17 protein-coding genes and 1 pseudogene are annotated in these 19,452 nt (G+C 67.2%); 12 read left to right on the forward strand and 6 right to left on the reverse strand.

The genetic code is table 11. From position 1 onward, the window contains the following. The 4 genes from carB to WFH23_RS06215 all read left to right on the forward strand — a co-directional run bounded on the left by carB (position 1) and on the right by WFH23_RS06215 (position 6,142). The gene (carB, locus tag WFH23_RS06200) at positions 1-3,291 is read left to right on the forward strand and encodes a carbamoyl-phosphate synthase large subunit (RefSeq protein ID WP_090148625.1); all 3,291 of its coding nucleotides are present in this window, start codon (positions 1-3) and stop codon (positions 3,289-3,291) included. Then, positions 3,288-4,157, forward strand: coding sequence for an orotidine-5'-phosphate decarboxylase (pyrF, locus tag WFH23_RS06205; protein WP_336661944.1), 870 nt, complete (start codon positions 3,288-3,290; stop codon positions 4,155-4,157). Before carB ends, pyrF begins: the two co-directional genes overlap by 4 nt. A gap of 71 nt (positions 4,158-4,228) precedes the next feature. Beyond that, on the forward strand, positions 4,229-5,113 hold the full coding sequence (gene gmk, locus WFH23_RS06210) for a guanylate kinase (protein WP_200330954.1): 885 nt from the start codon (positions 4,229-4,231) through the stop codon (positions 5,111-5,113). A 27-nt stretch (positions 5,114-5,140) separates the two neighbouring features. Next, positions 5,141-6,142, forward strand: coding sequence for a DMT family transporter (locus WFH23_RS06215; protein WP_336661945.1), 1,002 nt, complete (start codon positions 5,141-5,143; stop codon positions 6,140-6,142). Here WFH23_RS06215 and WFH23_RS06220 read toward each other — a convergent pair. Further along, entirely contained in the window at positions 6,139-6,789 is a 651-nt protein-coding gene (locus tag WFH23_RS06220; RefSeq protein ID WP_442918706.1) for a DNA-3-methyladenine glycosylase, read from the reverse strand. The two genes, WFH23_RS06215 and WFH23_RS06220, sit on opposite strands and share 4 nt — an antisense overlap. A gap of 177 nt (positions 6,790-6,966) precedes the next feature. Here WFH23_RS06220 and WFH23_RS06225 point away from each other — a divergent pair, with 177 nt between their 5' ends. Next, positions 6,967-7,536 (forward strand): DUF308 domain-containing protein, encoded by a 570-nt coding sequence (locus tag WFH23_RS06225; protein WP_336661947.1) that lies wholly within the window; start codon positions 6,967-6,969, stop codon positions 7,534-7,536. A 15-nt stretch (positions 7,537-7,551) separates the two neighbouring features. On the opposite strand, the gene WFH23_RS06230 is transcribed toward WFH23_RS06225, so the two are convergent. Together WFH23_RS06230 and WFH23_RS06235 are read right to left on the reverse strand one after the other, a co-directional pair. After that, positions 7,552-8,091: a YaeQ family protein gene (locus WFH23_RS06230; RefSeq protein ID WP_336661948.1), complete on the reverse strand. Its 540-nt coding sequence runs from the start codon at positions 8,089-8,091 to the stop codon at positions 7,552-7,554. A gap of 11 nt (positions 8,092-8,102) precedes the next feature. Continuing rightward, the gene (locus WFH23_RS06235; protein WP_336661949.1) at positions 8,103-10,589 is read right to left on the reverse strand and encodes an ATP-dependent DNA ligase; all 2,487 of its coding nucleotides are present in this window, start codon (positions 10,587-10,589) and stop codon (positions 8,103-8,105) included. A gap of 69 nt (positions 10,590-10,658) precedes the next feature. Between WFH23_RS06235 and ku the strand changes: the two genes are divergently transcribed. The 3 genes from ku (at position 10,659) to WFH23_RS06250 (ending at position 14,031) form a co-directional block, all read left to right on the forward strand. After that, entirely contained in the window at positions 10,659-11,684 is a 1,026-nt protein-coding gene (gene ku, locus WFH23_RS06240; RefSeq protein WP_336661950.1) for a non-homologous end joining protein Ku, read from the forward strand. A gap of 95 nt (positions 11,685-11,779) precedes the next feature. Then, a complete protein-coding gene (locus tag WFH23_RS06245; RefSeq protein WP_090148643.1) occupies positions 11,780-12,325 on the forward strand; it encodes a PadR family transcriptional regulator in 546 nt (181 codons plus the stop codon). 5 nt (positions 12,326-12,330) lie between these two features. Continuing rightward, a complete protein-coding gene (locus WFH23_RS06250) occupies positions 12,331-14,031 on the forward strand; it encodes an AarF/UbiB family protein (RefSeq protein ID WP_090148646.1) in 1,701 nt (566 codons plus the stop codon). Here WFH23_RS06250 and WFH23_RS06255 read toward each other — a convergent pair. Further along, the gene (locus WFH23_RS06255; protein ID WP_336661951.1) at positions 14,028-15,188 is read right to left on the reverse strand and encodes a Cmx/CmrA family chloramphenicol efflux MFS transporter; all 1,161 of its coding nucleotides are present in this window, start codon (positions 15,186-15,188) and stop codon (positions 14,028-14,030) included. The two genes, WFH23_RS06250 and WFH23_RS06255, sit on opposite strands and share 4 nt — an antisense overlap. A 240-nt stretch (positions 15,189-15,428) precedes the next feature. Between WFH23_RS06255 and WFH23_RS14105 the strand changes: the two are divergent. The 3 genes and pseudogenes from WFH23_RS14105 to WFH23_RS06265 all read left to right on the forward strand — a co-directional run. Then, positions 15,429-15,689 (forward strand): annotated as a pseudogene (locus tag WFH23_RS14105) (phosphatase PAP2 family protein); the annotation flags it as partial. 56 nt (positions 15,690-15,745) lie between these two features. Continuing rightward, positions 15,746-16,159 (forward strand): RidA family protein, encoded by a 414-nt coding sequence (locus WFH23_RS06260; protein WP_336661952.1) that lies wholly within the window; start codon positions 15,746-15,748, stop codon positions 16,157-16,159. A gap of 105 nt (positions 16,160-16,264) precedes the next feature. Beyond that, positions 16,265-16,684, forward strand: a complete 420-nt coding sequence (locus WFH23_RS06265; RefSeq protein ID WP_336661953.1) for an arsenate reductase ArsC — start codon at positions 16,265-16,267, stop codon at positions 16,682-16,684. Between the two features lie 46 nt (positions 16,685-16,730). Here WFH23_RS06265 and WFH23_RS06270 read toward each other — a convergent pair whose 3' ends face one another. Further along, positions 16,731-17,312 (reverse strand): DapH/DapD/GlmU-related protein, encoded by a 582-nt coding sequence (locus tag WFH23_RS06270; RefSeq protein ID WP_336661954.1) that lies wholly within the window; start codon positions 17,310-17,312, stop codon positions 16,731-16,733. After that, entirely contained in the window at positions 17,309-18,232 is a 924-nt protein-coding gene (locus tag WFH23_RS06275) for an MmyB family transcriptional regulator (RefSeq protein WP_336661955.1), read from the reverse strand. Before WFH23_RS06275 ends, WFH23_RS06270 begins: the two co-directional genes overlap by 4 nt. Before the next feature lie 172 nt (positions 18,233-18,404). On the opposite strand from WFH23_RS06275, the gene WFH23_RS06280 reads away from it, so the two are divergent. Further along, entirely contained in the window at positions 18,405-19,439 is a 1,035-nt protein-coding gene (locus tag WFH23_RS06280) for a zinc-binding dehydrogenase (RefSeq protein ID WP_336661956.1), read from the forward strand. The last annotated feature ends 13 nt before the right edge of the window (positions 19,440-19,452 follow it).

Raw genomic sequence — 19,452 nt, forward strand, 5'->3', positions numbered from 1 at the left:
ATGCCCAAGCGTTCAGACATCAACTCAGTACTCGTCATCGGCTCAGGCCCGATCGTCATCGGTCAGGCGGTCGAGTTCGACTACTCCGGCACCCAGGCCTGCCGCGTGCTCCGCGAGGAGGGCGTGCGCGTCATCCTCGTGAACTCGAACCCGGCGACGATCATGACGGACCCCGACTTCGCCGATGCCACCTACGTGGAGCCCATCACTCCTGAGGTGATCGAATCGATCATCATCAAGGAGCGCCCCGACGCGATCCTGCCGACGCTCGGCGGCCAGACCGCGCTCAACGCCGCGATCCAGTTGCACGATCTCGGGATCCTCGAGAAGCACGGCGTCGAACTCATCGGGGCGAAGGTCGAGGCGATCCAGCGCGGTGAGGATCGGCAGATCTTCAAGGACCTCGTCATCGAGTCTGGGGCAGAGGTTGCGCGCTCCCACATCGCGCACACGCTCGAAGAAGCGAAGGAGTTCGCGAAGGATCTCGGGTACCCGCTGGTCGTGCGCCCGTCGTACACGATGGGCGGCCTCGGCTCAGGGTTCGCCTACACCGAAGAGGACCTCATCCGCATCGCGGGCGACGGCCTGCACTACAGCCCCACCAGCGAGGTGCTGCTCGAAGAGTCGATCCTCGGCTGGAAGGAGTACGAGCTCGAGCTCATGCGCGATACGGCCGACAACACGGTCGTCGTGTGCTCCATCGAGAACGTCGATGCCGTGGGCGTGCACACGGGCGACTCGATCACCGTCGCACCCGCGCTCACGCTGACCGACCGGGAGTACCAGAAGCTGCGGGACATCGGCATCGACATCATCCGTCGTGTCGGCGTCGACACCGGCGGCTGCAACATCCAGTACGCCGTCGACCCCGCGACGGGCCGCATCATCGTCATCGAGATGAACCCGCGCGTCTCCCGCTCCTCGGCGCTCGCGTCGAAGGCCACGGGATTCCCGATCGCGAAGATCGCCGCGAAGCTCGCCCTCGGGTACCGTCTCGACGAGATCCCGAACGACATCACGCAGAAGACGCCGGCGAGTTTCGAGCCGTCGATCGACTACGTCGTGGTGAAGACGCCGCGCTTCGCATTCGAGAAGTTCCCGGCCGCCGACGACACTCTCACGACGACCATGAAGTCGGTGGGCGAGTCCATGGCGATCGGCCGCAACTTCACCACGGCGCTGCAGAAGTCGCTGCGCTCGCTGGAGAAGCGCGGTTCCTCGTTCCACTGGGGGGATGAGTCGCGCCCCGTCGATGACATTCTCGAGACGATCAAGCGCCCGACCGACGGCCGCATCGTCGACGTGCAGCAGGCGCTGCGGCTCGGCGCGACCATCGAGCAGGTCTTCGAGTCGACCTCGATCGATCCCTGGTTCCTCGACCAGATCCAGCTGATCAACGAGGTCGCCGAGATGGTGCAGCGCTCACCGCAGCTCACACTCGACGTGCTGCGAGAGGCGAAGGATCACGGCTTCTCCGATGTGCAGATCGCGTCGCTTCGCGGTGTCTCCGAGTCGGAAATCCGAGGCCTGCGCCATGGACTCGGACTGCGCCCCGTGTTCAAGACCGTCGATACCTGCGCGGGCGAGTTCCCCGCGCTGACGCCGTATCACTACTCGTCCTACGACTTCGAGACCGAGGTCGCGGCGAGCGATCGCAAGAAGATCGTCATTCTCGGCTCTGGGCCCAACCGCATCGGGCAGGGGGTCGAGTTCGACTACTCCTGCGTGCACGCCTCGTTCGCGCTCTCCGAAGCCGGGTACGAGACGATCATGATCAACTGCAATCCCGAGACCGTGTCGACCGACTACGACACCTCGGATCGCCTCTACTTCGAGCCGCTGACGCTCGAGGACGTGCTCGAGGTCATCCACGCCGAGCAGGCGTCCGGAGAGCTGCTCGGCGTCGTCGTGCAGCTCGGGGGCCAGACGGCGCTGGGTCTCGCGCAGCCGCTCAAGGACGCGGGGATCCCGATCCTCGGCACGACCCCCGAAGCGATCGATCTCGCGGAGGAGCGCGGCGCGTTCTCCCGCATCCTCGACCGCGCCGGTCTGCTCGCGCCGCGCAACGGCACCGCGATCGACGAGGAGGGGGCGATCCGCATCGCCGAGGAGATCGGGTACCCCGTGCTCGTGCGCCCGTCGTTCGTGCTCGGCGGCCGCGGCATGGAGATCGTGTACGACACCGAATCGCTCCGCGGGTACTTCGGCCGCATCGAGGGCCACGCGCTCGTGGGACCGGGCCACCCGCTGCTCGTGGATCGGTTCTTGGACGACGCGATCGAGATCGATGTCGATGCGCTCTTCGACGGCGAGCAACTGTACGTCGGCGGTGTGATGGAGCACATCGAGGAGGCCGGCGTGCACTCGGGAGACTCCAGCTGCACGCTGCCTCCCGTGACGCTCGGCCACGACCAGATCGCGCGCGTGCGCGAGGCGACGCTCGGCATCGCCGAGGGGATCGGCGTGCGCGGGCTGCTCAACGTGCAGTTCGCCATCGGCCAGGGCGTGCTGTACGTGCTCGAGGCGAACCCGCGCGCATCGCGCACCGTGCCCTTCGTCTCGAAGGCGCTCGGCATTCCGCTGGCGAAGGCCGCCTCGCGGGTCATGGCCGGCGAGACGATCGCCGAACTGATCGAATCGGGCCTGCTGCCCGAGCGCGACGGTTCGCGCGCGCCCATCGACGCGCCCATCGCGGTCAAGGAGGCGGTGCTGCCGTTCAAGCGATTCCGCACGCACGAGGGACTGGTGGTCGATTCGCTGCTCGGACCCGAGATGCGCTCGACGGGAGAGGTCATGGGCATGGACCGCGACTTCCCGACCGCGTTCGCGAAGAGCCAGGCCGCTGCGGGCAGTGCGCTGCCCGAGAGCGGGACGGTGTTCCTCTCGGTCGCCGATCGTGACAAGCGCTCGATCGTGCTGCCAGCGCTCCGACTGCAGGAGCTCGGCTACCGCATCCTGGCCACGCAGGGCACCCAGGTGGTGCTCGGCCGCAACGGCATCGCCTCTGAGGTCGTGCGCAAGCACAGCGCGGTCGCCGAGGGCGACACGATCGTCGATCTCATCAACCGCGGCGAGATCGACATGATCATCAATACGCCGTCGGGCAGCTCAGCCCGGGCCGACGGGTATGAGATCCGTGCGGCGGCGGTGGCGGCGGACAAGCCGATCTTCACCACCGTCTCGGAGCTCTCAGCTGCGGTCGGGGCGATCTCCGCGCAGCGGAGCGGGTTCGATGTGAAGTCGCTGCAGGAGTACCAGATCGACCGCGACGCCGCTCTGGCCGCTCGATGACGCACCGTTCGTTCGGGGACCGGCTCGCGGCGGAGTTCGCCGCGGGCCGGCACCTGTGCGCCGGCATCGACCCGCACGGCCCGCTGCTCGCTGACTGGGGAGTCGGTGACGACGCCGCAGGCGCCGAGCGCATGGGGCGCGACGTCGTTGCGGCAGCCGCCGGCGTCGCCGCCTGCGTGAAGCCGCAGATCGCGTTCTTCGAGCGCTTCGGCTCCGCGGGGTTCGCGGCACTCGAGCGCGTATTCGAGGACGCGCGAGCCGCCGGCCTGCTCGTGGTGGCCGACGTGAAGCGCGGAGACATCGGCTCGAGCTTCGCGGCGTACGGCGACGCCTGGCTGGCACCGGGGTCGCCGCTCGAGGCGGACGCCATGACGGTGGTCGCGTATCAGGGGTTCGGGACGCTCACGTCGGCGCTCGAACGCGTGGAGCGCGACGGGAAGGGCCTGTTCGTGCTCGCAGCCACCTCGAACGCGGAGGCGGCTGAGGTGCAGCAGGCCCGACGCGCCGATGGTCGCAGCGTCGCTGCGGCCATGGTGGAAGACGCGACGGCTTGGAACGCAGCGCACTGCGGCGAAGGGGGAGTGGGCAGTGTCGGCGTCGTGCTCGGCGCGACGCTCGATCTCGCAGCGTTCGGAATCGATACGACTGAGCGCCCAACGGGACCGGCGCTCCCCGTCCTCGCACCCGGATTCGGGCATCAGGGGGCACGTATCGAAGAAGCCGGCGCCATCTTCGGGGGCATCGGGCACGCGCTCCTCGCAAACGAGTCGCGCAGCATACTGAACGGGGGGCCGAACGGGCTGAGCGAGCGGATTCGCGAGCGTGCAGCAGCGGTTCGCTTCGCATTGAGCGGCGAACCGGCCTAGGCTATGACGCATTGCGCACTGGACGCACATGTAGACGACGAGGGAGTGACACGGTGACGACTGCTCGGACGATGCCAGAGGTGGATCGTGTGGCGGCGAACCGTGCTGCGATCGCAGCACGACAGGCGCGTGCCGACTTGAAACGGCGACTGCGTTCGGGCGAGGTCTCGCCGTTCCGCGTGCTCGAGCAATCCCGCCTCCCCGACACACCGGCTGCGTCGCTGCGCATCACCGATTTCCTGCTGTCGTTCCCGGCCATCGGCTCGGTCAAAGCCGAACGGGTGCGGGAAGAACTGGGCATCTCCGAACGCAAGCGGCTCGGAGGCCTCGGCAAACTGCAGCGCGACCGTCTCGAGTCGTTCGTGCGGGAACGCACGGGCAGCGGCCGCATCGGGCCCAGGCCGCCGCTGACCGTGCTCGCGGGGCCGACGGCGGTCGGCAAGGGGACCGTCGCCACCTACATTCGCGAGCACTACCCAGAGGTGCAGCTCTCCGTCTCCGCGACGACGCGTGCTCCTCGCCCGGGTGAGGAGCACGGCAGGCACTACTTCTTCGTCGATGACGAAGGCTTCGATCGGATGCTCGCCGCAGACGAACTGCTCGAGTGGGCGACGGTGCACAATCAGTCGCGTTACGGCACCCCGCGGCGACCGGTGCTCGAGGCCGCCGAGCGCGGAGCGCTCATGCTGCTCGAGATCGATCTGCAGGGGGCGCGACAGGTGCGCGCGAGCATGCCCGAGGCTCGACTCGTGTTTCTCGCTCCTCCCAGCTGGGACGAGCTCGTCGAGCGTCTGGTGGGGCGCGGCACCGAAGACGAGGCGGAGCGAGAGCGGCGCCTCGAAACCGCGAAGGTGGAGCTCGCCGCGGCCGACGAATTCGACGAGGTGATCGTCAACGATGAAGTGCCGCGCGCTGCGGCGCGTCTCGTCGAACTGATGCGCGGCGACGACGGATAACCGACGCGCAAGCGCTAGGGTGGACCTGTGCATTCGAGCCTGATTGACATCGCCCGGCACATGGGGGGTCTCGGTCTCACCGACGCAGTCTCCGAAATGACCTCGCTCGACCCGAGGCAGTTCATCGGCATTCCGCTCGCCCTCGTCGGTGCCGCACTGCTCGCATTCGGAGCGCAGTATCAGTCGCGCGGTCTGAACAAGGTCGAGCGGATCACCGGGCAGAGCGCCGGCGCGGGGCTGTCGTTGCATCACGTCGCGAGCCTCCTCCGACGCCCGTCCTGGGTCGTCGGAACTCTCCTGCTCGGCCTCGCGGTCGTGTTCCAGATCGGATCGCTCTCGCTTTCCCCGCTGATCATCGTGCAGCCCATCGGCGTGGTCGGGCTCGTGATCACGTCGATCCTCAATTCGCGCGTCAGCGGCGTGAAGCTCGGGAAGCGCGTGAAATCGTCGATCGGCCTCGCCGTGCTCGGCATCGTCGTCTTCGTGAGCATCGCGGCCTTCACCGCCTCGGATCAGCCCGTGACCGACAGCAAGCTCATCGAGATCCTCATCACATTCGGGGTGGTGTTCGGGGTCATCGCCGTGCTCACCATCATCTTCCGCCACCGAGGCGTCGCGCTCATCTACATCGTGGGAGCCGGGGTGCTCTACGGATTCGTGGCGACATTCGCGAAGTCCGTGATCGGACGGCTGCAGCAGGGCGAGTTCGAATGGCTCACCTGGGCCTGCGTGGCCGCCCTGCTCGCGGGTGCGCTGCTGGGCCTCGTCTTCGTGCAGAACGCCTACTCATCCGGGCCGCCCGATCTCGTCGTCGCGGGACTCACGGTGATCGATCCGATCGTCGCGGTGCTCATCGGCATCGTCGTGCTCGACGAAGCGGCCGGGGCGCCCGGCTGGGCCATCGTCGCGTTCATCGCATCCGGTGCCGTGGCCATCATCGGCGTCGTCGGGCTCGCGAAGTTCCACCCCCAGACCGGCGCGTCAGCGCTCGCAGCACTGGTGAAGCCCGACCCGGACGAGACGCGCTAGAGCGGTCTCGTCGGTTTCGGCGCGCCTCTGCCCGGTCGAAACGCGGAGACGGTGGGGTCCCCGGGAAGCCAGAATCGCCAGGGGAAGTCAGGACCGCCGGCATCGCCGGCGACGCCGACGCGCGGTCCGGCGGCTATCTCGGGTGCCGGGTGCTCGAGGAGTTCGAGGCTGAACGGGTCTGCGAAGAGCTGCAGGCCGTCGTGCGACTCACGGCGAATGCCGAGCGCCTGGGCGACATTGCCCGGTCCGCGTGCGAGATGCACGGGTCGAATCTCCGCTCCCGGTCGTCGGGCTGTGCGTCGCTGCGCGGCGAGTTGCGCGCCGGCGACGACTTCCCCGGCGCGCACGAGCACTCCGGAGGCCATGCCCTCCGGAGAGCACACGAGGTTCAGCGCGAAGTGCATGCCGTAGCTGAAGTACACATACGCGTGCGCCGGTGGGCCGAACATCGAAGCGTTGCGCTCCGTGCGCCCGTTTCTCGCGTGCGAACCGGCATCGTGCACTCCAGGCATTCCCGAACCGTGATACGCCTCCACCTCGGTGATTCGAATCGTCACCGAACCGTCGGCGGAGTGCGCGCTCAGCCGGGCGCCGAGCACCTGCGGGGCGACCTCGAGGGCCGGCCGGGAGAAGTCTTCACGAATCATCATCACCATTCTGCCGTTGCCGCGTCCCGCTGCGCGACGGCCTACGCCGCTGGCGATCACCGACGATATGCCTGGAGAATCCGAAGGCGGGCGACGTACAGTGGAGTGATGGGTGCGGTTCCGGCACGAGCTCCGGTGGCCGCCCGCTCACACACTCAGTCGATCTCGGAGGTCTCCGTGTCCCAGCCCCACATGCCAGTGCCGATGGGCGCAGGTTCGAGCGGGCCGGGCAGCGCCCGCCGCGCCTCTCCGAAGGGAACGGTCATCGCGATCGGTGCGATCGTGGCGCTCATCGGGCTCGGCCTCGTCGTCTGGCCCTTCTTCTCGGCGAGCTGGATCCTCGTCGTGCTCTTCGGATCCGCTCTGATCGCCAATGGTGCGGTCCTGCTCGCCCGCGGCGGCACGATCGGCGGCATTCTGCTGATCGTCGCGGGCGTGGTCGCGATGGCCTTCACCGGCGCCACGGCCCGCGCGCTCGTCAGTTTCGCCGGGTTCGGCATGATCGCCTTCGGAGCGCTCTGGCTCGCCGTCGGAATGAAGTTCGCGCGGAGTCGCCCGAGCATCGGCATCGTGCCCGGCGCCGTGCTCGTCGTCGGCGGCGTTCTCGCGCTGATCTGGCCGGGCGTGGCGCTCTCGATCGCTGCGGTCGTCGGCGGAATCGTGCTGACCGCTGTCGGCGTCGCCGTCATCTGGGGTGCGTCGAAGCCGAGACGGGTCGACCCGGGCTCCGCGACGATCATCATCTGAGCGCGCGGGAGTCGTCTATTCGAGGCGGTGCGCCACGATGGATCCTGCGATGTTCACACCGTTCAGGTCGAGATACACCTGGCCCTCGGTGCGCGACACCGTCAGCGTGTTCCGTCGTTCGAGCGCCGAGACCGATTCGGAGACGAGGGCGGGGTCCACGGCGAAGAGATCGATCGCATCGCCGCGATGGATGGTCTTGCCTCGCCAGTTCGCAAGCACCTTCTCGGGATCGCGATGCGTGTAGACGACCGCGCGCTCCGCCGATTTGCTCCCGCCGTGCACACGCGCGGCGTCGGGCGCTCCGACCTCGATCCAAGCGGAAAGCGCACCCGTGAGATCCCGCACGAGCACCGCCGGTTCGTCGGTGGTCGACACGCCACCGCCGAATACGATCCCTTCGGTGTACTCCATGCAGTACGCCAGGATGCGCGTCATCATGAATGACTCGGTCTCAGAGGGATGCCGCGCGACGCGGAGTGTGAACTGCTCGTAGACGCTCCGATCCACGTCGGCCAGGTCCACCTCGAACGTGTGCATCGTCGATCCCATTGCCATAACGTACGAGTCTACGGGTCGGCGACGAACTCCGATGCGTCGCGGTCGTGCCGCCATCCTCGCCAGACCGCGTGACGGAGACGTCCCTCGGGCGTGCGCTCCCTGTAGGTCACCTCTCCGATGGACTCCGGTGCGACCCAGTGCGCTTCGCGGCGAGCGTCGCCCGGCACGTCGATCGCCGGGTCCCGTCGTTCGCTCGTCTCGAGCCGCCGTCGCGCGCGGCGACGCTCGGCGGCGGTGAATCCACTCGCGACGCGGCCGGCGTACTGCAGACCCCCCGCTTCCGGAACGGCGATGAGGAGCGACGCGAAGCCCGTCGGGTCGGCTTCGCTCTCCCGCCACCCGATGACGACGACCTCGGCGGTCTCGAAGAGCGGCACCTTGAGCCAGTCCTGCGATCTCGTCGCGGTCCGGTACGGGCTCGAACGTCGTTTCGCGATGACACCCTCGAGGCCGAATTGCTCGCTCGCGCGCAGCGCAGCGCCTGCGTCCCCGTCGAACGCCGGCGGTACCGACACGACGACGGCGTCAGCCTGGTCCTCCGCGGCATCGGGTTCGGGGCCGAGCGCGTCGATGAGCAGTTCACGACGCGCCTCGTAGGGGAGCGCGCGGCTGTCGGTGCCGTTGATCGCGAGCACGTCGAAGGCGAGATACCGCGTCGGCGCCGAGCGCCGCGCCCTTGCGATCTCGCGAGCGCCCGTCAGGCCCATGCGCTCCTGCAGTTTCGAGAAACTCGGCGCCCCGCTGGTGCCCAGAGCCACGATTTCTCCGTCGATGACGGCTGAGTCGGCCCCGACGGTGTCGGCGACCGCGAGGAGCTCCGGAAAGCTCTCGGTGACGTCCCGTCCGGAACGGCTGGTGATGGTCACGTCACCGCCATCGATCGTGACGATGGCTCGCATCCCGTCCCACTTCATCTCGAACGACCAGTCGTCGGCGTCGAGGCGGTCGAGTTCGGCGGCAGAGGATCGCGTGGCGAGCATGGGATGCACCGCGGTGGGCAGCGGGGCGCTGACGGGGGCGCGACGCTGCGTCGAACGGGGTTTCGCCGATCCTGTGTCTGCCTTCAGATGGATCATCCACTGCGGGGGATCGAGTTGCGTGCGGAACAGCACGTAGGTGCGCGTACCGCCGATGCCCGTCGCCGCAGTGCCAGTGAGGGTCGCGATCACTTCGTCGTCTCGCCACTTCTCGAGGACGAAGGTTCCGGAGTCCCAGATTCGAACGGTGCCCGCCCCGTACTCGCCTTTCGGGATCGTGCCTTCGAAGTGCCGGTACTCCATCGGATGATCCTCGGTCGGCACCGCGAGGTGGTTCTGCTTCGGGTCGGTCGGCACTCCCTTCGGGAGCGCCCAGCTCACCAGCACGCCGTCGTGCTCGAGGCGGAAGTCGAAGTGCAGGCGCCTGGCCTCGTGACGCTGGATGACGAAGACCGATGCACCGGCGTCGTCCCCGGTGTCGCCGCGTGCTGCGCGCTCCTGCCGCTCGCCTCGGCGCACCGCTTCCGGTACGGGTTCAGGTGTGCGCTTCGCGTCTCGTTTCGAACGGTACAGCTCGAGACGCTCGGATGTGCGCACCGAGGAACTCGACCGGGTGAGGTCCGCCAGCGGGTCGCCCCGCCGTTCGACGCGATCGAGCACCTCCCGGAAGTCGAGGTGGCGCAGGTGCGGCGACGCGAGCTCGCGCCACGTGCGCGGCGCGGCGACCATGGGCCGGGCGCGCCCGCGGAGCGAATACGGTGCGATCGTGGTCTTATTGGCGTTGTTCTGACTCCAATCGACGAAGACCTTGCCGCGGCGCAGGTCCCGCTTCATGCTGCTGATGATCTCATCGGGATGATCCTTCTCGAGCGCGCGCGCGAGCTCGCGCGCCACGGCGGAGACATCCTCCGAGGTCTGCGTGCCATCCAGCGGCGCGTACACGTGTATTCCTTTGCTGCCGCTGGTGACGGGCACCGCATCGAGCCCCATCCCGGCGAGGATATCGCGGGCGAGAACAGCCACCCGTGCGCACTGCCGCAGATCGACTCCCGGGCCGGGATCGAGATCGAGCACCATGCGGTCGGGGTCGCTCCGGGTGCTCGGCCCTTCGCCGCGCGGAGAGGAGGAAGTCGAGGTGAATCTCCACTGGGGCACATGGATCTCAAGTGCTGCGAGCTGGGTCAGCCAGACGAGCGTCGATTCGTCGTTCACGAGCGGATACGCGTTGCGGTGGTCCCGATGATCGATGCTGCCAGTCGCCACCCAGGAGGGAGCGTCTTCGCCGATGTCTTTCTGGAAGAAGCTGCCGGCGTCGCCGTTCTCGCCCACGCCGTCCGGCCATCGCTTGCGCGTCGCCGCCCGGTCGCGGCAGTGAGGGATCATCGTCTCCGCGATCGCGCTGACGTACCCGAGCACTTCGCCCTTCGTCGTGCCGCTCGCCGGATACAGCACCTTGTCGAGGTTCGACAACCGAATCGAGCGCCCGTCGATGCGCACGGTCTGCTGTGCAGCGGCCATGGCTACAGCATTCCTCCGCCGAGGCACAAGGCGTAGCCCGTTGACACTCGATTCGGCTCTACTGTACGTATGAGAGCCATATGGACCGGGGCGATCACCTTCGGGCTCGTCAATGTTCCGGTGAAACTGTTCAGTGCGACCGAGGATCACGACGTGGAACTGCACCAGGTGCACGCGCGTGACGGCGGGCGCATCCGCTATCAACGGCGCTGCGAGGTATGCGGCGAGACCGTCGAGTACACCGATATCAATCGCGCTTATGTCGAGGACGATGAGACGGTGGTCCTGACGAAGGACGAGCTCGATGCGATCCCGCAGGAGCGCAACCGCGAGATCTCGGTCGTCGAGTTCGTGCCCACCGACCAGCTCGACCCCATCATGTTCGAGAAGAGCTACTTTCTGAGACCCGCCGGAAAGTCGTCGAAGGCCTACGTGCTCCTGCGGCGCACGCTCGAGCAGACCGATCGCACTGCGATCGTGCAGTTCGCGCTGCGTCAGAAGACCCGCATCGCCGCTCTCCGAGTCCGCGACGATGTGCTCGTCGTGCAGAATCTGCTCTGGCCCGATGAGGTTCGAGAAGCCGACTTCCCGGAGCTCGACGAGCGGGTCCGCATCACGGCGAAAGAGCTGCAGCTGTCTGCAGCGCTCGTGAAGAGCTTCTCAGGAGACTTCGACGCCACCGACTTTCACGATGAGTATCAGGAAGAGCTGCGAAAACTCGTCCAGGCGAAGCTGGCCGAAGGAGACGCGCTGGATACCGATGCCACGTTCGGCGCTTCTGAGGACGACGAGGGGAGCGACGCGGAGGTCATCGACCTCATGGCCGCGCTGAAGGAGAGCGTGCAGCGCTCACGGGCGTCGAAGAAGCGCGGACGCGGCGGGGCGGCCGGCGCGAAATCGAGTGGTGGGGCGGCCGGTGCCGGTGCGAAAGCCGGCGGTGGGGCGAAGAAGACGACGAGGAAGGCGACGCCGAAGCGGAGCGAGAGCAAGGCCACGACTGGAAAGCAGACCACGGCGAAGAAGCGGACCGAGAGAAACAGCGCCCCGAAGAAGCGCACGTCGCCCCGGAAGTCGCCCAAGCGCGATGCGGCGTAGCCTGCGATGTGCAGCTTGACATGTATCGTTCAGCATGTCGGCGTATGTTGTTGACTATCGCTCACGAACGCCGCACGACAGACACGGAGGACGCCATGCATCAGTCATTCAACTCATTCGGATTCGGCTCTGGATCACCGGGGGAGTCGCTGTGGGAGGCGATGGATCAGCTCCGCACCGGGTTCGAGAAGCGCGCTGGATCACGCATGGCGCGCGGTGACGTGCGCGCCGCAGTGCTGTCGCTGCTCGCCGAGGAACCGATGCACGGCTACCAGATCATCCGCGAGATCGAGCAGCGCAGCGGCGGCTCCTGGAAGCCGAGCGCTGGATCGGTGTACCCGACGTTGCAGATGCTCGCCGATGAAGGCCTCATCTCCGCAGAGGAGTCGAACGGTCGCAAGACGTACGCGCTGACAGACGCGGGCGGCGAAGCCGTGGCCGCAGGCGAGGCGAAAGCTCCGTGGGACACGGCTTCGGAGAGCGCCCCCAAGCGCCACGGAGCCCTCGCGCAAGCAGGATTCGAACTGGCACAGGCGGCGGCCCAGGTCGGTCGATCGGGGAGCACGGAACAGATCTCGGAAGCGGTCGAGGCGCTCGAAGAGACGCGTCGACGCCTGTACAGCATCCTCGCCCAGGGCTGAGCGGGGTGTCGTTCGACGCCTCGAGCGGCGACCTTCCGACCGAGATCGATCAGGTCCGCTATCGACGCATCCTCCGCTTCGCATCGCGGCATCTCGCTCACGCGTGGTGGTACGAGCTGGTGCTCCCGCGGATCGGCTTGCAGCGGATCACCGAGCGCACGCGCCCGCGCCGCATGCGCCGGTTCGCCCGGGCATTCCACGGCCTCGCCGTGGAGCTCGGCGGACTCATGATCAAGGTGGGTCAGTTTATGTCGTCTCGGCTCGACGTTCTTCCGCCCGAGATCACGGCTGAGCTGGAGGGACTGCAAGACGAGGTGCCTGCCGAGGCGTTCGCAGACATCCGCGATCTCGCGGAGCGGGAGCTCGGCGTGCCGCTCGCGACAGTGTTCGCGGAGGTCGAATCCGCGCCGCTCGCCGCAGCTTCGCTCGGCCAGGCCCACGCCGCGATCCTTGCCCCCGCCCTCGCAGCCGACGTCGGATTCTCCCGAGCCGTGCTCAAAGTGCAGCGTCCCGGGATCGACGGCATCGTCGCGGTCGACCTCGCGGCGCTCCGCAAAGTCGGTCGGTGGCTGAGTCACGTGCGGCTGGTCTCCCGCCGGGTCGATATGCCGGCGCTCGTCGAAGAGTTCGCAGTGACGAGTCTCGAGGAGATCGACTACCTGCAGGAGGCCGCCAATGCTGAGCGCTTCCGTCAGAACTTCGCGGCGCACGACGGCGTCGCCGTTCCCGAAGTCGTCTGGGAGCGGACGAGCCGACGCGTGCTCACGCTCGAAGATGTTTCTGCGATCAAGATCTCAGATGTCGACGCGCTCAGAGCGGCCGGCATCGACCCGCACGACGTCGCGCTGCGGTTCGCGACGGTGATGTTCGATCAGCTGTTCACGCATGCCTTCTTCCACGCCGACCCGCACCCGGGCAACGTCTTCGTCACACCGCGAGATGACGCTGAGCCGGGGGAGTGGCGACTGACGTTCATCGATTTCGGCATGATGGGCGAAGTGCCAGCGGGAACGCGCGGCGCTCTGCGATCACTGCTGATCGCAGCTGCGACGAGAGACGGTCGCGGACTCGTGGCAGCGATGCGCGAGGTGGGGGTGCTGCTGCCCAACGCCGACGCCTCCGAGCTCGAGCGGGCCATGACGCAGCTGTTCGCGCGATTCGGAGGTATGGGGTTCGCCGAACTCCGAGATGTCGACCCGCGCGAGTTCCGTGACTTCGGCCATCAGTTCAGCGATGTGATCCGCACGCTCCCGTTCCAGCTGCCCGAGAACTTTCTGCTCATCATCCGAGCGATCTCGCTCACGTCGGGCGTCTGCAGCACCCTCGACCCGAAGTTCAATCTCTGGGATGCCATCGAGCCCTACGCGCAACAGCTCATCCGTGAGGAGCGCGGCAACGTCATCGCGGATGCTGCGAGTCGTGCGCTGGACGCAGCACGCGCCTTCATGCTGCTCCCCTCGAGAATCGGTACCACACTCGACCGGATCGACAGTGGCGACCTCGAAATACACGCGCCGCAGCTCGAACAGCGCTTGACCCGCGCCGGAACGACCGGCCGGAGCCAGACGCCCGCCATACTGTTCGGGTCAGTCCTCATCAGCGGTGCGCTGATCCGCGACGCCGACGCTGCGCTGAGCACGGTTCTCCTCTTCGCATCGATCGTGCCGCTCGCATGGATGATCGGAAACGGGTTCAGGCGGCGCTAGAGGTCCAAGTGGCCGCGCGTCCACAGCAGGGCGATGCCGAGGGCGCTGCCGGTCAGCGCTATGGCGATCCATACGGGACCAAGCGCGCCCGTCCCTGCCGCGAGCGCAGCGCCGCCGAGTATCGGTCCCGTTGCGGCACCGATATTCAGCGCTGCAGTCGCGCACGCGCCGCCCATCGTCGGCGCTTGCGCGGCCGCGGAGAGAACGCGCGCGATGACCGTACTGCCGACCGCGAACGAGAGCGCCCCCTGCGCGAGCACGAGAGACACCAGCACCACCGGGAGCGTGGCCATCGATGCCATGGCGACCCAGCCGATCACCAGCAGCGGCCCGCCGACGGCGAGGACGGCACGGGGGCGCTGATCCGAGAAGCGTCCAGCGGTCACGACCCCGATGAACGATCCGATGCCGAACATCACGAGGGTGACGGGAACCCAGATCTCGGACAGCTGCGCCGTCTCCGTCACCAGGGGTGCGAGGAACTTGAACACCGCAAACGTCGCACCATTGATCAACGCCCCGAGCACCATGGGCAGCAGGAGTCGCGGCGTCGACAGCAGGGCGAGCTCCGCCCGGAGGCTGGGCGAGATCGACGCAACGGTGGGCTGCGGCGGGCGATTCGCGATCCCTCGCGCGACCCCCACGGCCGCGGGAGCGCAGAGGATGGCGACCGCCCAGAACGTCGCACGCCAGCCCAGTGCCGCTCCGAGCAGAGCTCCGGCGGGGACTCCGGCCACAGTCGCGATCGTTGTACCGGAGAGCAGGATCGATACGGCGCGTCCGGTGCGATGCTTCGGCACCAGCGCGGCAGCCGCGCTCAGCGCCACGGCGAGAAAGCCAGCGTTGGCGAGCGCGCTGAGTACTCGGGTGAGCACAAGCAGCGAGAAGTGCGGCGTCAACGCTCCGACGACATGGCACGTGGCGAAGGCGAGGAGGCAGACGAGCAGGGTGAGTCGAGGCGGCCAGCGGCGAGCGAGGGCTGCCATCAGCGGCGCGCCGATCACCATCCCGACTGCGAACGCGGAGGTCAGGAGGCCAGCAGTGCCGACCGGGATGTCGAGATCAGTCGCAATGGCGGGGAGCAACCCCGCCAGCATGAATTCTGAGGTGCCCATGACGAAGATGGCCAGGGCGAGCATGTAAAGAGCGAACGGCAATGAAGACTCCGAGGTGAGGGATCAAGAAATGGGCTTCTTGTCACCGCGGCCAGCGCCCCGGGGTCGAGCAGACATGCACCTGCGCGCAGCGTCGGCGTCGTTATTCGTGGTGCACGGGGCTGGCGGTGTGACCGGCAACCCCCGACTCATCCGATTTCGGGCTCGACATGTCTCAGACTCTACATGCGATGAACCGATACTCTTGACGGCCGTTCTTGCCAGGTCACCGACTACTCCTTCCCGTCGAACCACGCGACCCTCGCATTCGCCGCCGTATGGGTGATAGCGGTGGCAAGCGTCAGCGTGAGCAGCGCCTTGAGTGCGATAGCGATAGCCGCGGTGGTCTCAGCCGGGCGCCTTCTCGAGGGCGTCCACTACCTGCACGACGTTGCCGCTGGCGCCCTGGTCGGGATTGTCGTACCGGCGTGCAGCATCGGGGCGTGGTCACTCCTGCGGGGCGCCCGTGCGCGCATCGCGCATCGGCGTTTCGCCGTTCGCTGACGAGTGCTCAGACCTGCGAAGATGGGTCGAACCGTCTCCCACCCGAAAGGTCTGGCGTGCCCCGAGCAGTTACCCTGATCCGATCCTCCTCGCTCTCCGATGCCGCTGAGTACGCATACGCCGCGACCGCACCGGCAGATGCCCGATTGATCTTCCTCGCGGGTTCCTGCCCGTTGCAGGCGGACGGAACGACGGCAGGGATCGGTCACGTTGCGGCGCAGGCCGCCAAGTGCATCGAGAACATGCAGGTCGCGCTCGCCGAGGCCGGTGCAGATATTCGAGACGTGATCAGCACTCGCGTCCTGGTCGCTTCGGCGCAGCAGTCCGACCTGGTCGCGGCGTGGGAAGTCGTCCGTGACGCATTCGGAGACCATGATGTTCCGAGCACTCTTCTCGGCGTGACTGTTCTGGGCTACGACGATCAGCTCGTCGAGATCGAAGCGGTCGCGGCAGTTCAGGACGGATCCTGATCGTCTCCTCGGTACCGCACCGGCGGAGCCCGAAGACGCCTTGAACGACGCGCGCCGAGCGTATGCTCCGCCGTCTCCCACCTCCACTCGACCGAAGGCGCCAGCATGATTCACACCCCAGCGAAGCCATCCGTTCTGTTCGTGTGCGTGCACAACGCCGGGCGATCTCAGATGGCGGCCGCCTTCCTCAATCACCTCGCGCGCGGGCGCATCGAGGTGAGATCGGCTGGGTCTGCGCCCGCCGACTCCATCAACCCGGCGGCTGTTGCGGCGATGAGTGAAGTCGGTGTCGACATGTCGACGGCGACTCCGAAGGTGCTGACCCCCGAAGCGGTGCAGGAATCCGATGTCGTGATCACCATGGGCTGCGGGGACGCGTGTCCGATCTTTCCGGGCAAGCGCTATGAGGATTGGCAGCTCGACGATCCCGCAGGCCGCGGAATCGAGGCGGTGCGCCCGATTCGGGATGAGATCCGCGCACGGATCGAAACCCTCATCGCCGAACTCCTCCCCAACGAGCGGTAGCGCTGCACAGCAGCACTGCCAACGGAGCTCGCGCGACCGGCACCCGCTACCCCTGCACGTACTCGTCGACGGCACGAACGACGCGCGCGGGGGAGCCCAGGGCGATGACTCCCGCGGGCACGTCGGCGGTCACCACAGAACCGGCGCCGATGACGGAATCGTCGCCGATCGAGACCCCTGGAAGGAGCGTGACGTTGGCACCCAACCACACGTTCCTCCCGATGATGACGGGCGACGGGATCAGATCGCTGCGTCGACTGGGCGCCACGTCATGCTGCAGGGTCGCGATGACGACGTTGTGACCGATCAGGCAGTCATCTCCGATCGAAATCCCGCCCTGGTCCTGAAAACGGCAGCCCGAGTTGATGAACACGCGTTTGCCGAGCCTGATGTTCCTGCCGAAATCAGCGGTGAACGGCGGAAAGAGCGTCACGGTTTCGTCGATGGGCGATCCGGTCAGCTCGGCAAGCAGCGCTCTCACCCGCGCTGGAGGGTGGTAGCCGGTATTGAGCTCACCTGCGATGCGGAGGGACGCTTGACTGGCCTCATGCATGGCCGCGTGCCCGGGCGAACCGCCGGCGATGATCTCGCCCGAATCGAGCGCGTTGAGGAGTTCGTTCAGATTCATTCGGGGTCTCCAGACCAGTGAGCAGGTCTCTGCTCGGCGTCTGCGTCGCTGGGCGTTTGGGGAGCGGGAGGGACGGCGTTCCAATTCGAGAGGAGTTGCAGCCGCTCATCGGAAGCCGACCCCGGTTCTGCGGTGTAGACGATGAGGCTGAGGCCCTCGTCGGAGGTGACCGCGAGCTCTTCGTAGAGCAGTGTGAGCTCGCCGACGAGCGGATGGTGGAAGCGTTTGCTGCCGCTCCCATGGGTGCGTACGTCGTGCCTCGACCAGAGCTGGGCGAAGGCCTCGCTCCGCGTGGAGAGTTCTCCGACCAGGTCCTGCAGAGCTCGATCATGCGGGTCGCGGCCGGCCTCGACGCGCATGATCCCGACACACATCTGTGCGAACAGGTCCCAGTCCGGATAGAAGTCACGCGATGCCGGGTCGAGGAACTGGAAGCGCGCCAGATTCGGAGTTCGCCCGCCGGTTCCGATCACAGGTGAGTAGAACGCTGCGCCGAAGTCGTTCGTCGCGATGAGGTTCTGGTGACGGTCGCGGATGAAAGCGGGGCCGCCGGTGATCGCGTCGAGCGTGCGCTGGAGCGCGAGGCGAGCGGGTTGCTGCGCGGCGGTGTGCCTGCGCGGGCGCCCTGACGCCGGAATGCCATCGGCCGTCCGGGCGAGATCGAGGAGATGCCTGCGTTCAGTGGCATCCAGAAGCAGGGCTTCGGCGAGTGACTCCAGCACGGCGGAGGACGCGCCGGCGATATCTCCACGTTCGAGCTTCGCGTAGTACTCGACGCTCACATCGGCGAGCATCGCCACTTCGGACCGGCGAAGCCCGGCGACTCGCCGATTCGACCCAGCCGTCAGCCCGACATCCGCAGGTGAGAGGCGTGCACGCCGCGACATGAGGAACTCGCGCACTTCGGCCTTGTTGTCCATACCCTCCACAGTAGGACGCCCGGAGGCAGTGAAGGATGCACCAGTAGTACACCTCTCGCCAGAGCCTTCCCCCGCGGCGGAGAGCAGGCTTCACTGGCACTGCTGCACAACGACTCATCCGCGACTGCGGCGCAGCCGCACCCCGCCTCACCACCACACGAGAGGACCGCTCATGCGAGCCACCCTGATGTTCACTGCCGGCGACGTCCGTGTCGTCGAAGTTCCCGAACCCACGCTGCAACGCCCGACCGACGCCATCATCCGGGTGACCTATGCCTGCGTGTGCGGATCCGATCTCCATCCGTATCACTCTCTGGAGGAGACTCCCGGCGGGCGGCGGATGGGGCACGAGGCGATCGGCGTTGTCGAGCAGGTCGGATCGTCGGTCGAACATGTGCGGGTGGGCGACACGGTGATCGTCCCGTTCGCCTGGTCAGACAACACCTGTACCTTCTGCCGCGACGGCGTGACCACCTCGTGCCTGCGCGGCGGCTTCTTCGACGGCGCACTCTCGGCGACGCAGGCGGAGAAGCTGCTCGTTCCTCAAGCTGACGGCACCGCGGTCGTCATCCCCGAAGGAACGGAAGAATCGCTGATGCCGTCACTGCTGACGCTCTCCGACGTGTACCTCACGGGGTACCACGCCGCTCGCACCGGCGGAGTCGCGACGGGACACACGGTCGTCGTCATCGGTGACGGCGCCGTCGGTCTCTCCGCGGTGCTCGCATCCCGTCTCATGGGGGCAGCGACGATCATCCTCATGGGCAGGCACGAAGACCGCACCGCCCTCGGGCGGGAGTTCGGCGCGACGCACATCGTCGCGGAACGGGGAGCAGAGGGCATCGCACGGGTGATCGAGATTACGGGCGGGGAGGGCGCGCACGTCGTCCTCGAAGCCGTCGGCCACATGCCGGCGTATGAGCAGGCGTACGGCGTGGTGCGCCCAGGCGGCACGATCTCCCGCGTCGGCGTCCCCCAATACGAAGAAGCGCCCGTGGGCTTCAGATCGTTGTTCGGCAAGAATGCGACATTGACGGGCGGGCCCGCGACCGTCCGGGCGTATATCGAGGCGGCGCTCCCGCAGGTTCTCGATGGGACGATCGATCCCGGCAGAGTCTTCGATCGGGAACTGCCTCTCGATGAGATCGCCGAAGCGTACCGCCTGATGGACTCGCGCGAGGCGCTGAAGGTGCTTATCCGGCCGTGAGGCAAATGTCCCC

The organism is Leucobacter sp. USHLN154, from assembly GCF_037145595.1.
Lineage (GTDB): Bacteria > Actinomycetota > Actinomycetes > Actinomycetales > Microbacteriaceae > Leucobacter > Leucobacter alluvii.

Excerpts from the sequence above, each read along its gene's own strand:
- carB (WP_090148625.1), top strand. The coding sequence starts at position 1 with ATGCCCAAGCGTTCAGACATCAACTCAGTACTCGTCATCGGCTCAGGC.
- pyrF (WP_336661944.1), top strand. The coding sequence starts at position 3,288 with ATGACGCACCGTTCGTTCGGGGACCGGCTCGCGGCGGAGTTCGCCGCG.
- gmk (WP_200330954.1), top strand. The coding sequence starts at position 4,229 with ATGCCAGAGGTGGATCGTGTGGCGGCGAACCGTGCTGCGATCGCAGCA.
- WFH23_RS06220 (WP_442918706.1), bottom strand. The coding sequence starts at position 6,789 with ATGATTCGTGAAGACTTCTCCCGGCCGGCCCTCGAGGTCGCCCCGCAG.
- WFH23_RS06230 (WP_336661948.1), bottom strand. The coding sequence starts at position 8,091 with ATGGCAATGGGATCGACGATGCACACGTTCGAGGTGGACCTGGCCGAC.
- WFH23_RS06235 (WP_336661949.1), bottom strand. The coding sequence starts at position 10,589 with ATGGCCGCTGCACAGCAGACCGTGCGCATCGACGGGCGCTCGATTCGG.
- ku (WP_336661950.1), top strand. The coding sequence starts at position 10,659 with ATGAGAGCCATATGGACCGGGGCGATCACCTTCGGGCTCGTCAATGTT.
- WFH23_RS06245 (WP_090148643.1), top strand. The coding sequence starts at position 11,780 with ATGCATCAGTCATTCAACTCATTCGGATTCGGCTCTGGATCACCGGGG.
- WFH23_RS06265 (WP_336661953.1), top strand. The coding sequence starts at position 16,265 with ATGATTCACACCCCAGCGAAGCCATCCGTTCTGTTCGTGTGCGTGCAC.
- WFH23_RS06270 (WP_336661954.1), bottom strand. The coding sequence starts at position 17,312 with ATGAATCTGAACGAACTCCTCAACGCGCTCGATTCGGGCGAGATCATC.
- WFH23_RS06275 (WP_336661955.1), bottom strand. The coding sequence starts at position 18,232 with ATGGACAACAAGGCCGAAGTGCGCGAGTTCCTCATGTCGCGGCGTGCA.
- WFH23_RS06280 (WP_336661956.1), top strand. The coding sequence starts at position 18,405 with ATGCGAGCCACCCTGATGTTCACTGCCGGCGACGTCCGTGTCGTCGAA.